The organism is uncultured Chitinophaga sp. (assembly GCF_937898475.1).
GTDB lineage: Bacteria > Bacteroidota > Bacteroidia > Chitinophagales > Chitinophagaceae > Chitinophaga.
Window position 1 is genome coordinate 595,047 of the sequence record NZ_CALEJS010000015.1, and the last position, 13,546, is coordinate 608,592.

Annotated in this window: 13 protein-coding genes; 7 read left to right on the forward strand and 6 right to left on the reverse strand. The window is 51.6% G+C overall.

The genetic code is table 11. From position 1 onward, the window contains the following. Positions 1 to 87: 87 nt before the first annotated feature. On the reverse strand, positions 88 to 1,761 hold the full coding sequence (locus Q0577_RS09280; RefSeq protein WP_298735224.1) for an ABC transporter substrate-binding protein: 1,674 nt from the start codon (positions 1,759 to 1,761) through the stop codon (positions 88 to 90). A gap of 68 nt (positions 1,762 to 1,829) precedes the next feature. Here Q0577_RS09280 and Q0577_RS09285 point away from each other — a divergent pair, with 68 nt between their 5' ends. Next, positions 1,830 to 3,569: a M1 family metallopeptidase gene (locus Q0577_RS09285; protein WP_298735227.1), complete on the forward strand. Its 1,740-nt coding sequence runs from the start codon at positions 1,830 to 1,832 to the stop codon at positions 3,567 to 3,569. Between the two features lie 142 nt (positions 3,570 to 3,711). Next, the gene (locus Q0577_RS09290) at positions 3,712 to 3,903 is read left to right on the forward strand and encodes a hypothetical protein (RefSeq protein WP_298735230.1); all 192 of its coding nucleotides are present in this window, start codon (positions 3,712 to 3,714) and stop codon (positions 3,901 to 3,903) included. Between the two features lie 57 nt (positions 3,904 to 3,960). On the opposite strand, the gene Q0577_RS09295 is transcribed toward Q0577_RS09290, so the two are convergent. Together Q0577_RS09295 and Q0577_RS09300 are read right to left on the reverse strand one after the other, a co-directional pair. After that, positions 3,961 to 4,632, reverse strand: a complete 672-nt coding sequence (locus Q0577_RS09295; protein WP_298735233.1) for an NAD(P)-binding domain-containing protein — start codon at positions 4,630 to 4,632, stop codon at positions 3,961 to 3,963. Between the two features lie 65 nt (positions 4,633 to 4,697). Then, complete coding sequence (locus Q0577_RS09300; protein WP_298735236.1) at positions 4,698 to 5,435, reverse strand: menaquinone biosynthetic enzyme MqnA/MqnD family protein; 738 nt, start codon at positions 5,433 to 5,435, stop codon at positions 4,698 to 4,700. Positions 5,436 to 5,583: 148 nt separating this feature from the next. On the opposite strand from Q0577_RS09300, the gene purB reads away from it, so the two are divergent. After that, complete coding sequence (gene purB, locus Q0577_RS09305) at positions 5,584 to 6,924, forward strand: adenylosuccinate lyase (RefSeq protein ID WP_298735238.1); 1,341 nt, start codon at positions 5,584 to 5,586, stop codon at positions 6,922 to 6,924. Positions 6,925 to 6,974: 50 nt separating this feature from the next. On the opposite strand, the gene Q0577_RS09310 is transcribed toward purB, so the two are convergent. Then, a complete protein-coding gene (locus Q0577_RS09310; protein WP_298735239.1) occupies positions 6,975 to 7,331 on the reverse strand; it encodes a YraN family protein in 357 nt (118 codons plus the stop codon). A gap of 55 nt (positions 7,332 to 7,386) precedes the next feature. Between Q0577_RS09310 and manA the strand changes: the two genes are divergently transcribed. After that, positions 7,387 to 8,598 (forward strand): mannose-6-phosphate isomerase, class I, encoded by a 1,212-nt coding sequence (manA, locus tag Q0577_RS09315; RefSeq protein WP_298735242.1) that lies wholly within the window; start codon positions 7,387 to 7,389, stop codon positions 8,596 to 8,598. 79 nt (positions 8,599 to 8,677) lie between these two features. Continuing rightward, positions 8,678 to 9,262 (forward strand): DUF6580 family putative transport protein, encoded by a 585-nt coding sequence (locus tag Q0577_RS09320; RefSeq protein WP_298735244.1) that lies wholly within the window; start codon positions 8,678 to 8,680, stop codon positions 9,260 to 9,262. 138 nt (positions 9,263 to 9,400) lie between these two features. On the opposite strand, the gene Q0577_RS09325 is transcribed toward Q0577_RS09320, so the two are convergent. After that, positions 9,401 to 10,045 carry a diphthine--ammonia ligase gene (locus Q0577_RS09325; protein ID WP_298735247.1) on the reverse strand — a complete coding sequence of 215 codons (645 nt, stop codon included), beginning with the start codon at positions 10,043 to 10,045 and terminating at the stop codon, positions 9,401 to 9,403. 61 nt (positions 10,046 to 10,106) lie between these two features. After that, a complete protein-coding gene (lepA, locus tag Q0577_RS09330) occupies positions 10,107 to 11,894 on the reverse strand; it encodes a translation elongation factor 4 (protein ID WP_298735250.1) in 1,788 nt (595 codons plus the stop codon). A gap of 59 nt (positions 11,895 to 11,953) precedes the next feature. On the opposite strand from lepA, the gene Q0577_RS09335 reads away from it, so the two are divergent. Together Q0577_RS09335 and rocD are read left to right on the forward strand one after the other, a co-directional pair. Next, a complete protein-coding gene (locus Q0577_RS09335; protein WP_298735253.1) occupies positions 11,954 to 12,214 on the forward strand; it encodes an acyl-CoA-binding protein in 261 nt (86 codons plus the stop codon). A gap of 61 nt (positions 12,215 to 12,275) precedes the next feature. Further along, positions 12,276 to 13,508, forward strand: coding sequence for an ornithine--oxo-acid transaminase (gene rocD / locus Q0577_RS09340; protein ID WP_298735257.1), 1,233 nt, complete (start codon positions 12,276 to 12,278; stop codon positions 13,506 to 13,508). The last annotated feature ends 38 nt before the right edge of the window (positions 13,509 to 13,546 follow it).

Sequence of the window (13,546 nt, forward strand, 5' to 3'; positions counted from 1 at the left end):
ACCTGCTAACCTGCATGAAAAAATTGAATACTAAGGGGCAAAGGTATGTTAAAATAACCGGATCGTTTTCAAAATTGTTTGTTAAAATCACAGCTCTGCCCAGCGTAACTCCAGCAGGTTCAGCCCATTGTTGCGCAGGCCCTTTACATTTGGCTGCAGGAAATGGATGGCCTCGTCATAGAATACCGGCACCACGGGGGCATCTTCCACGATGATACGGTCCATTTCGCGGTACAGCGCGTACCGGAGGGAATCATCGGTTTCCCGCAGGGCCTTTTCATAGAGGCGGTCATACACCGGGTTCTGGTAGCGGGTGTAGTTGGGCGGAGCGGGATTTTTGCCGTAGAAGAAGGCCAGGTAGCTTTCCGCGTCGGGGTAGTCGGCTATCCAGGTGCCCCGGAAGAACACGGCGGCCGATTTGGCCGTCTGCTCCAGCAGCAGGCTTTTCTGCACCACCTCTACCTGGATGCGCAGGCCAATTTCCTGCAGCTGGTTGGCAATGTAATTGGCCAGGTCTGCATACATGGGGATGGTGAGCAGCCTGATAAGCGGCAGGCCCTTTCCTTCCGGATAACCGGCTTCCTGCAGCAGCTGCCGCGCCAAAGCCGGGTTGTAGGTATAGCCTTTTACTTTATCCGGGTCAAAAGACGGCAGTCCCCTGGGCACAAAACCGCTGTTGGCCGGTGTGCCGATGCTGTTACGCAGGTAGGTCATCAGTTTAACCCGGTCAAAGCCGTGGTTAATGGCCAGGCGTATGTTTTTAAGACGGGTGGGCGACTGTTCCACCGCCGTTTTGCTGCTATCCACCAGGAAACCCAGGTATTCCACGTTCAGGAAAGGACTTTTGTCCAGCACCATCTTGCCGTTCCATTCCTTTTTCAGCTGCCCTGTCTTGGTCAGCACTTCATCCTTAAAAGAGGCGTCAATATCATTCATAAAATCCAGCTGGCCCTGCCTGAACAAAAGGAACTCGGTGGCTTTGCTGTCCAGGAAGCTGAATTTCACGGCGTCCAGGTAAGGGAGCTGCCGTCCCCGGGCGTCTTTCTCAAAATAATGCGGGTTGCGGTGGAGGATCAGCGCCTGGCCCTCATCCCAGTCGTGGAACCGGAAAGGCCCCGTGCCCACGGGGTGCCTGCGGAAATCCTTCCCGTATTTTTCCACGGCCTCGTGCGGGACGATAGAGCAGTACTGCATGCTCAGGATGCCCAGTATCGGGTGGAAGGGCTCCAGCAGGGTAAGCTGGAAAACGGAATCGCTGAGGGCCTTGAACCCATTGTCCGGGTCTACCTTGCCGTTAAACACCCATGCCCCCGGCGAGGCGGTGGCGGGGTCCATCAGGCGGCGGAAACTGTAAACCACATCGCCGGCGGTGAGTTTCCTGCCCTTTCCGCCGGGAAAGGCTTCATCGTCATGAAAATATACATCCGGCCGGAGGTAAAAGGTATAGGTAAGATGATCGGCAGATTCTTCCCAGCGGCTGGCCAGCCACGGGCGGATCACCATCTGGCTGTCCGGCTCCACCAGGGTACCGTACAGCTGGTGCACGGCCCACATTACAGACTGGTTCCTGGCAAAAGCGGGGTCCAGGGAGGCGATGCCATCGTCCCGGTTAACGCGGAACACCTTTTTGCCGACGCTTTGTCCAGGCTGACAGGCCCCCAGGTACAGTAATGACAGCAATAAAAAGAGGCTGACGGCAGCAGCTGAAAAGGCAGCGGGGATCTGCCAAACGTAAAACCGCTTATATTTATTATCTATCATTTTACTATGACCATTTTACATTTTACGCTGCAAATTAATATCTTGCCGCCCAAAATACTTACGGAATTATGCGTGGCGTACCTATGTTATTTTTGATGATGTTGATGGCGGCTTTGGGCGTACAGGCCCAACAGCAGAAGCAGTCGCCCTTAAAAGGACCCCAGCCATCCAGGTTTACACGGGCAGACACCCTCAGGGGCAGCATCACCCCCCAGCGCGCCTGGTGGGATGTAGTATCTTATGATCTTAACGTAAAGGTAGAACTGAAAGACAGCACCTTCAGCGGTTATAACACCATCACGTACCAGGTGCTGACGCCAGACAGCATCATGCAGATAGACCTGCAGGACCCGATGCTGATTGACAGCGTGATCATGGACATCGACAGCTTTAAGATCACTACCCAGTCCAAACTGACCTTTACCCGGGACTCCGTTAGCTGCAACGCCTGGTTTATCCAGCTGCCCAAAGCTGATAAAAAAGGCACTACCCGCCAGATCACCGTCTACTATCATGGTAAACCTAAACGGGCGGTGAATGCACCCTGGGATGGCGGTGTGGTGTGGACCCGCGATGAGCAGGGACGTCCCTGGATCGCTACCGCCTGCCAGGGACTGGGCGCCAGCGTTTGGTGGCCTAATAAGGATCACCAGAGCGATGAACCGCAATATATGACCATCAGCGTTACCGTGCCGGAAGACCTGACGGATGTTTCCAACGGCCGCCTTAAGCTGCGTACGGATAATAAAGACGGCACCGTTACCTATACCTGGTATGTGAGCAGTCCGATCAACAACTACGACGTAGCCCTCAATATCGGAAATTACAAAGAGATCAAAGATACTTACGCGGGAGTAGCCGGTAAGCTGGACCTCAGCTACTGGGTGCTGGACTACAACGTGGAAAAGGCCAAAAAGCATTTTGCCGTTGTAAAGCCCATGCTGCACTGCTTTGAGTTCTGGTTTGGTAAATACCCTTTCTATAAGGACAGCTACAAGCTGGTAGACGCGCCTCACCTGGGCATGGAGCATCAGAGCGCCGTGGCCTATGGTAATGGTTACCAGATGGGTTATAAAGGTAAAGATCTCTCCGGCACCGGGCAGGGACTTAAATGGGATTTTATTATTGTGCACGAAAGCGGCCATGAATGGTTCGGTAACAATATCACCACCAAAGACATCGCTGATATGTGGGTGCATGAAAGCTTTACCAACTACTCGGAAACACTGTTCACAGAATGTGAGTTTGGCCAGGCGGCGGGTAGCGAATACCTTATCGGCTGCCGTAAGAACATCAAGAACGATATCCCGATCATCGGTCCGTATAATGTGAACACCGAAGGCTCCGGCGATATGTATTATAAAGGCGGCACCATGCTGCACATGATCCGCCTGATCGTGAATGATGATGAGAAGTTCAGGCAGATCCTGCGCGGACTGAACACTGATTTCATGCACCAGACCGTTACCGGTGCACAGGTGGAACGCTATATCAGCCAGAAGAGCGGCATTAATTTCCAGAAAACATTTGACCAGTACCTGCGCGATACTACCCTGCCCGAACTGCAATACCGCATTGTAGGACAGGTGCTGTACTTCCGCTGGTCTTCCTCCATTCCGGATTTTGATATGCCCGTTAAGGTTACCGTGGGCGAGAACAACTTCCAGTTCATTCACCCCGGCCATCGCTGGGCCACTGCTAACCTGAGCTATATGGACCCCAGCCTGTTCAAGGTAGATCCGAATTTCTATGTGAAGGTAAGAGAGATGAAGACGGTGAAAGAAATGAAGGATGCGTTGAAGAAATAGCGTTTCCTTACTGTTTTACAACATGTAAGGATAATTTAGAGCGGTGAGGATTAGGTAAAAAACGGATACTATAAGAGCTTTGTGATTGTAACAATTTTATGATCACAAAGCTTTTTTTTACCCCTAAAAAAAACACCTGACTATGGAAACATTAGTGAATGTTCAGCTAACCCCGCTTACTGACAACGAACTGACCACCATCAAAGGCGGTGGATTATTGACTACCCTTACTGCTACTGCGGGCGCTACTGTTGCGGGCTTGCTGGTGAGCGGCAGCGGCGCCCTGGGAACGGTTCGGGGCACTGTTAACAACCTGCTGACGTTTTTAATCTAAGGTTTGATAATTATCCTGCAGCGAAGGCGCAAGGCTATATGCTTTGCGCCTCCGCTTTTATGCCTTCTTCTGCTGCGGTCTTACTATCTTAAAGGCATGGTCCCACCGGCCGGTGCGGAAGCCGATGGCGCTCCATAATATGCAGAGTGGTTCTATATTCCGGCTCATGATGATCTTTCCCATATCGGCTACATCTTCCCAGCCCATCTGGTGGAGGATGGCGCTTACTTCTTTCTTGGCCTGTGGGTTATTACCGCAAATGAACATGGTGGGCTTCTCTCCTTCCTGCTGGTGCTGGAACATGATCTCATGACCTACGCAGCTGAGGGCTTTCACTACATAGGCATCCGGCGGCAGCCATGCCTGGATCTGTTCTCCGGCGGAATGGAGGCCGTTTACGAATGAAAGCCGTCCATCCTCATCAGGACCTTTTCCATCCAGCGGGTTGGTAACATCCACTACTGTTTTGCCTTTGAAGTTCCAGATGCCGGCTTGTTCTATTGCGCTTTTGGCGCCGGTCCAGCTCACGCAGATAACAATCAGCTCCCCGCCTGCCGCAGCTTCCCGGAATGTGCTGATGGCAGCCAGGGGGCCCTGGCGTTTTGCCCATTGCTGCAGCGCTTCCTTGGCAGGATTACGCGTTCCGATAATGACATGGTGGCCCATCCCTACAAACCCGGCGCCCAAAGTGAGCCCTACCGCCCCACTACCAAGGATACCGATCTTCATAAATGCAGTATTTGCAGGAAGTTAAGAAAAATTAAGAATTCTTAAATCTTAATTATTAATTATCCTCAGCGCAGGTATGACAGGAATCGCTGCATACCCTGACGTTTTGAGGGCGTTAGCGGGTAGCTGATATACTTGGTGTAGTAAGCCGTCAGGTCAAAGACCGGGTAAGGGTTTTCGGCAACTACGGCAGGGATGTTGTGTATGCCGATGCTGTTGGCATTATTGAACTCCTGTATGAATTCGATGGGAAGCGGTTTGTTGCTGACCCAGGCGGCAAATACAAATGGAAGGCTGGTATAGCGCATCCATGCTTCGGCCAGGTCATAGATGTAGGGAGATATTTTACGTTGTTCCAGTGCCCGGTCGCCTATTACGAGTCCGGCATCGGTGCCCTGGATCAGCTGCTGGTAATCGCCGCTGGTTTCCACCAGCTCTGCGTCCAGCCGCCAGTAGTCGCGCACCAGTAATTTCAGCAGGGCCACAGAAGTACGGCTCTGGTAATCGAGGTAAATACGTTTGATCTGTTTTAAGGGCACATCGCTGAACAGGCATACGGAGGCTACAGGACCTTCCGCTCCTATGCAAAAATCAGATATGATATGTGATTCTTCCAGTTTAGGGATCACTGCAACCGGTACCAGTGCAACATCCACACTACCTTCAATCAGCTGCCGGGCCACTGCTGCCGGGTAATCCATGCTGAGCTCCGTCATTTTCATTACAGCATGTCCCCTGAAACCATATAACAAAGGCTTGGTATTCAAATAACTTACTGCCGCTACTTTTACTTTCCGTTCCAATTTCTGTATTTTTGCGCCAAAACTAACAAAATTACACATCCTAAATCCCAAATTCCAAATCCCGGATTCCAAACGCGGAGATATCCGCGACAATCATTTGGAATTTGAAATCTGGGATTTGGAATCTGGAACCTGGATCTTGCAACTTATGATACTACAGCCTTTAACTGCCATTTCTCCCCTGGACGGACGCTATCGTAAACAACTTGAAGAACTGTCTGCCTATTTCTCTGAATTTGCGTTGATACGTTACCGTGTACTCGTGGAGATTGAGTACTTCATAGCGCTGGCAGAACAAAAGGTATTTACCCTGCCCAAAGCTAGAGTGCCCGCCCTGCGCAAGATCTACCAGGATTTCAGCATCGAGAACGCACAGCTGATCAAAGAGACGGAAAAGATCACCAACCACGACGTAAAAGCGGTGGAGTACTTCGTAAAGAACGAGCTGAAACGTCTTGACCTGGAAGACAAGCTGGAATGGGTACATTTTGGACTTACCTCACAGGACATTAATAATACCGCCACTCCCCTGCTCTGGAAAGAAGCCATTGAGCAGGTATATATGCCCGCCATCGCCAACATGGTGCTGGAACTGAAGAAACTGGCCAAAGGCTGGATGAAGATCCCCATGCTGGCGCGCACGCACGGACAGCCTGCATCGCCCACCATCCTCGGAAAAGAGATACTGGTGTTCGTGGAAAGACTGGAAGGCCAGGTGAAACTGCTGGGCGATGTGCCTTTTGCGGCCAAATTCGGCGGCGCTACCGGCAACTTCAACGCCCATCACGTAGCCTTCCCGAAAGTGAACTGGGAAAAATTTGCCGACAAGTTCGTGAACGGCGCCCTGGGACTGCAACGTATGCGCTATACCACCCAGATAGAGCATTACGACAATCTCTCCGCCCAGTTCGACTCCCTGAAACGTATCAACAACATATTGACAGACCTCTGCCGCGATATATGGACCTACATCTCCATGGATTACTTCAAGCAGAAAGTGAAGAAGAACGAAGTAGGCTCCAGCGCCATGCCACACAAAGTGAACCCGATCGACTTTGAAAATGCAGAGGGCAACCTGGGCCTTGGCAATGCCCTGTTTGAGCACCTGAGCGCCAAACTGCCCATCTCCCGCCTGCAGCGCGACCTTACGGATTCTACCGTGCTGCGCAACATCGGCGTACCTTTTGGTCACAGCCTGCTGGCCCTGCGCTCCATCCAGAAAGGGCTGGACAAACTGATCCTGAATGAAGCGAAACTGAACGAAGACCTGGAAAATAACTGGGCCGTTGTAGCAGAAGCTATTCAGACCGTACTGCGCCGCGAGAATTACCCGCAACCATATGAGGCCCTGAAAGAACTGACCCGCGGCGGAGAGCAGATCACACAAAAGACCATGCACAAATTCATTGACGGATTGAAAATCAGTGCAGCGTTGAAGAAAGAGCTGAAAGCGATTACGCCGCTGAATTATACAGGGGTGTGGAGATGAGTAATAGTTGTTGGCTGTTAGCAGGCGCTTAATGAGGAGGGGCCGCCCCCTCAAAACGCATCTTCAAAATGTTCCAGCTCATACTGTTCTCCCTGCGTAAACGTAATGGCAACAATGTCAAAACGTATAGCCGCGGGAGTATCTTCGCTGCGTTCCAGGTATACCTCTGCGGCGCCCTGCAGGTACTGTCTTTTTTTATGATGCACCGCCTCTTCGGGCCAGCCAAATAAATTATCAGTCCGCGTTTTTACTTCGATGAAAATGAGGTCGTTCCCTTTACGGGCGATGATATCAATTTCTTTGCGCCCCCATTTCCAGTTAGTGTGCATAATTTCATAAGCCTGCTGCTGTAAGTACATCCGGGCAATCTGTTCCCCTTTTTTGCCCAGGTCATTATGGGAAGCCATTTTTTCAACTAATTTTGGGACCGGTTTCAACCTGAAAATCAATAAATCTACACAAATGGCTGCAGTTGATAAAAAGTTATTCCGGCTGGCTGGCAAGATACAGCACTACGCATGGGGCGGTTATAATTATATACCGCAATTACTGGGCATCCCCGCAGGTAAAGAACCTTCGGCGGAATACTGGATGGGCGCACATCCCAGCGCACCTTCAGCCATACATCTCAATGGAGACAGCCTTACGCTGGACCAGCTCATCAGCCGGCAACCCGCTGAAGTGATCGGCGCACCCGTATGGGAACGCTTCAGGGAACTGCCTTACCTCTTCAAGGTGCTGGATGTAAGAGAGATGCTGTCCATCCAGGTACACCCCACCAAAGCGGAGGCCGAGAAAGGTTTTGACCGGGAGAATGCCGCCGGCATTCCGCTCAATGCGCCGCACCGCAATTACAAAGACGCCAACCATAAACCGGAGATCATGGTGGCCCTCAGCGAATTCTGGCTCTTACATGGCTTTTTGCCCGAAGATAAACTTGCCAAAGTGCTGGATTCCGTACCCGAGTTCAGCTCACTGAAAAGTACATACGAAAGTGAAGGTTATTACGGCTTATACAAAACGGTAATGGAAATGCCGCAGGAACAGGTAAACACTTTCCTGCGCCCCCTGGCAGAAAGGGTACTGCCCGCCTACAAAGAAGGCAAGCTGCAGAAATCCGATCCCGCTTTCTGGGCCGGACGTGCAATAGACAATGATCCGCAGGGACTGAACCGCCTGGACAGGGGCATCTTCTCCATCTACTTCTTCAATATCGTGCAAACCCAGCCCGGCGATGCCGTATTCCAGGACGCCGGCATTCCGCACGCTTACCTCGAAGGACAGAACGTGGAGCTGATGGCCAATTCTGACAACGTGCTGCGCGGCGGCCTTACCCCCAAGCATATTGATGTGCCCGAATTGTTGAAACATACCCGTTTTGAAGCGGTACATCCACGGATACTGAAAGGCGAAACCGCTGCCAATGGCGCAGAAAGGATCTACTCCTCCCCTGCACCCGATTTCGTGGTGAGCCAGATCAAAGTGCAACCCGGTACTATATACGAAAATACCGCCAAAGCAGCCGAGATCATGCTGCTGCTGAACGGCAGCGTTGTGATCAGCGGCAGCGATACACTGGACCTGCAACAGGGCCAGTCTGTTTTTGTGGCCGCTGGCGAAACCTATCGCATTGAAGGCGAGGGCCTTTTATACAAGGCGACAGTCCCGCTCTGAGGAGTAATGAATAATTAGGAATTAATATTATTCATTCTTAATTATTAATTAAATAAACCGTTTTTCGTAATTTCGACATATGAAGAAAACAGCTATCTCCGAAATACTGCTGATCGCAGGCTTGATTTTACTGGCCGGATTAGGCCGCCTGGTTTCCAATGAATTACAGCTGTGGAACTTTACTGCCATAGGGGCCAGCGCCCTGTTTGGCGGCGTAGTGATCAAAGACAAGCGCCTGGCTTATATCTTACCCCTGGCCACCCTGTTCCTTACTGATCTTTTCTTTGAGCTGTTCACTAACATCAATGGTTTCTACGGGTCCCAGATGTTCTTTGTATACGGCGCCTTCCTGCTGATCACGCTGATAGGCACGCGTATAAAGAAAGTGAATGCGCTGACCATCCTGCTGGCTTCCATCGGTACCGGTATCCTGTTCTTCCTGATATCCAATGCAGGAGTATGGATGCTGAGTGGTATGTACCCGCGCACGTTCAGCGGTTTGATCACCTGCTATGCGGCGGCCATTCCATTCTTCCGTAACGATATGTTTGGCAATTTCTTCCTGAATACGATCATGGGCAGCGTATTTTATAGCGCCCTGCTGTTTGGAGCGTATGCGCTGATCAAACGTTATGCGTTCGGACAGCAACAACAACTGGCATAGTCATTTCAATTCTTGTATAAAAACGAGAAGGTCCCGTTCGGTGTAGAACGGGACCTTTTTGTTATGTGTGATGGAAGGAAGCAATCTTTTAAACAGCGTATGGTAGTAGTAAGGAAGACCCATTTGCCTTATAAATGGTTAAACTTCAAACTGCAGAAAATGATACTGCTCATGCTGCACTTTGGTATAAGGCCCCACCTCCAGCGGTGCTTTAAACAGGGGGCAATCCAACACCAGGGTATGATACTCACCGTTCTCTCCGGCTATATCCACGCCTTTTGCTTCCAGGTCTGCCAGTAGTTGTTCATCCATGATCCTGCCCAGGAAATCAGGCCCCAGGTGTGTGTTACAGGATACGATCATGGTGCGGATACCGCTTTCAAGCATGGCGGTTACCAGTTCCCGGCGGGACTGCTGCCAGAGCGGCAGGAGGGCTTCAATACCTGCGGCGGCGCACACTTTTTCTTCCCAGTCGCGATGCGCCTGCAGGTCAATATCCCCGAACACCGCTGCTTCCACACCGTAGAGCGCTACCGTTTGCTGCAGCGCCGCTATGAAACGCACCTCATAAGCCTCCCAGGTGGTAGGGATGGTGGCAACGGGCAGCCCCATCGCCTCAGCCTGACGCAGGATCAGCGCATGCGGCAAACCATGGGAACGGGATATCTTTCCGTTCTCATTCATCATGCTTAATAAAACGAGGGGATGATGGCCGGCGGCCTTTGCCTGCATCATTGCATAGCAACTATCTTTGCCGCCACTCCAGGAGATTACCGTTTGCACCCTTTTTAATTAATAATGAAGCATTAATAATGCCGGCACGATGATGTGCTAACCTAATTCCCTAGTCGTCCAGCTTGAGTACTGCCAGGAACGCCTCCTGGGGCACCTCAACGTTACCGATCTGGCGCATGCGTTTCTTACCTTCCTTCTGTTTTTCGAGCAGTTTACGTTTACGGGAAATGTCGCCGCCATAACATTTGGCGGTTACATCTTTACGCATGGCGCTGATGGTTTCGCGGGCAACGATCTTGGCGCCGATAGCGGCCTGGATGGCGATCATGAATTGCTGGCGGGGCAGCAGTTCTTTGAGCTTTTCGCAGAGTTTGCGGCCAAAATCCTGCGCGCGGCTGCGGTGGATCAGTGCACTGAGGGCATCCACTTTATCGCCGTTCAGGAGAATGTCCATTTTCACGATGTCGCTCTCGCGGCGGCCAATGGGAGAATAGTCGAATGATGCGTAGCCGCGGGTCTGACTTTTCAGTTTATCGTAGAAGTCGAATACTATTTCCGTTAAGGGTATTTCGAAGATCAGTTCCACCCGGGTGGTGGTGAGGTAGCTCTGGTTGATGAGGATACCGCGTTTGCCCAGGCAGAGGGTCATGATATTGCCGATGTACTCCGGTTTGGTAATGATCTGTGCGCGGATAAACGGCTCCTCAATACGTTCCAGCCTGCTGGGGTCCGGCATTTCGGAGGGGTTATTCACGGTCAGCACTTCCTTTTTGGTAGTATAGGCAATGAAGCCTACGTTGGGCACAGTGGTGATCACCGTCTGGTTGAACTCGCGTTCCAGCCTTTCCTGGATGATCTCCATGTGCAGCATCCCAAGGAAGCCGCAGCGGAAACCGAAGCCGAGGGCCTGAGACGTTTCCAGTTCGTAGGTAAGCGAGGCGTCGTTCAGCTGGAGCTTGTCCATACAGTCGCGCAGCTCTTCGAAGTCGTCGGTATTCACCGGGAAGATACCGGCAAATACCATGGGTTTTACTTCCTCGAAGCCTTTGATGCCGGCGCCGGGGTTGGCGCTGAGGGTGATGGTATCGCCCACTTTCACTTCCTTGGCGTTCTTGATACCGGTAATAATATAGCCAACGTCGCCGGTCTTTACCTCATTTTTGGGCTCCAGTCCCAGTTTGAGGATGCCTACTTCATCAGCAAAGTATTCCTGGCCGGTGTTCACAAACTTCACCTTATCTCCTTTTTTGATCGAGCCGTTGTAGACACGGAAATAGGCGATGATGCCACGGAAGGAGTTGAATACGCTGTCAAATATCAGTGCCTGGAGGGGCGCTTCCGGTTCTCCCTTGGGAGCGGGAATGCGTTTTACGATGGCCTCCAGGATATCTTCAATGCCGATACCCGTTTTACCGGATGCCAGCAGGATCTCGTCCTCCTTGCAGCCGATCAGCTCCACGATCTGGTCCTTTACTTCGGGGATCATGGCGCCGTCCATATCGATCTTGTTAATAACGGGGATAATCTCCAGGTCGTTATCTACCGCAAGGTACAGGTTGGAGATGGTCTGGGCCTGTATACCCTGGGTAGCGTCTACCAGCAGCAGGGCGCCTTCACAGGCAGCCAGCGCACGGGATACTTCGTAGGAAAAGTCAACGTGCCCGGGGGTATCTATCAGGTTAAAGGTATACTTTTCGCCCTGGTAGGTATAGTTCATCTGGATGGCATGGCTCTTAATGGTGATGCCCTTCTCTCTTTCGAGGTCCATATCGTCCAGCACCTGGGCCTGCATATCCCTTTCAGAGATGGTTTTGGTACTTTCCAGCAGCCTGTCGGCCAGTGTGCTTTTGCCGTGATCTATATGCGCAATAATGCAGAAATTCCTAATGTTCTTCATAAATCTGAAACCACAAAGGTATTCAAATTTTGACTATATTTTCGTTCTAAATCACCATTATGGACTTACAACAGCAATTTGAAGCAGCCGTAGCGGCCAGCAAGACGCTGGCCGAAAAACCAGACAATGAGACCCTCCTGCAGCTGTACTCCCTGTACAAGCAGGCGTCTGAAGGAGATGTGAATACCGAACCACCGGCCAATCCCTTTGATATAGTAGGGAAAGCCAAATATGAGGCCTGGGCCGGGTTGAAGGGAAAGACAAAGGAGCAGGCAGCGCAGGAGTATATACAACTGGTGGAGCGGCTGAAAAACGCGTAGCCGGGGCTTAGCTGTACTGCGGAGGAGCTTTAACCTCAAACTTTTACCTACCTTTGCCTCTATGGTACCCGCTTTTACACTCTCTGAAAAAACACAACATTACCTCGCGCTGGAAGAGCAATACGGCGCCCATAACTACCATCCGCTGCCTGTAGTGCTGAGCCGGGGCGAAGGCGTTTTTGTATGGGATGTAGATGATAAACGTTACTACGATTTCCTTTCCGGATATTCTGCAGTGAACCAGGGACATTGCCATCCCCGTATTATTGCCACACTGGTAGAGCAGGCCCGGCGCCTCACTCTTACCTCCCGGGCCTTTCATAGCGACCTGCTCGGAGAGTATGCGGCCTTCATTACCCGGTTCTTCGGGTACGACAAGGTGCTGCCCATGAACACCGGCGTGGAAGCGGTGGAAACCGCCCTGAAACTTTGCCGCCGCTGGGGTTATGCCGTAAAAGGCATCCCTGAAGGAAAGGCGAAGATCATTACCTGCGCCAATAACTTTCACGGCCGTACCCTGAACGTGATCTCGTTCAGTACAGATCCGTCTGCCCGTAAGGAATTCGGGCCCTATATGCCCGGTTATGAAGTAATTCCCTATAACGACCTTCCGGCCCTTGAAAAGGCCCTGCAGGACCCGCATGTAGCCGGCTTCCTGGTAGAGCCCATCCAGGGCGAAGCCGGGGTAATGGTACCTGCAGACGGCTATCTTGCTAAAGCCCGGCAGTACTGTACAGACGCCAATGTGCTGTTCATGGCAGATGAGATCCAGACGGGCCTTGCCCGTACCGGGGCCATGCTGTGCTGCGACCTGGAGCACGTACGCCCCGATATACTGATTTTGGGTAAAGCCCTTTCCGGTGGTACCCTGCCCGTATCAGCCGTACTGGCTGATGATGAGATCATGCTCACCATCAAACCCGGCGAACATGGCTCTACCTACGGTGGCAACCCCCTGGCCTGTAAAGTGGCCCTTACTGCCCTCACCGTACTGAAGGAAGAAAAGATGGCGGAAAATGCCCTGGCCATGGGACAATTACTGCGTGAAGGCCTTGAAAACCTGCAGTCGCCCCATGTTAAGATTGTCCGTGGTAAAGGCCTGTTGAATGCCATTGTCATCAAACACGCCAACCCGGAAGCCGCCTGGGACCTTTGCCTGGCCCTGAAAGAAAACGGACTGCTGGCAAAACCCACCCATGGCGACAAAATCCGGTTTGCACCTCCACTCCTGATCAATGCAAACCAGATCAGGGATTGTATCTCCATCATCGGGAAAAGCCTGGACACCCTTTAATAACTGGTAATTAATAATTAAGAATTAATAATATTGGA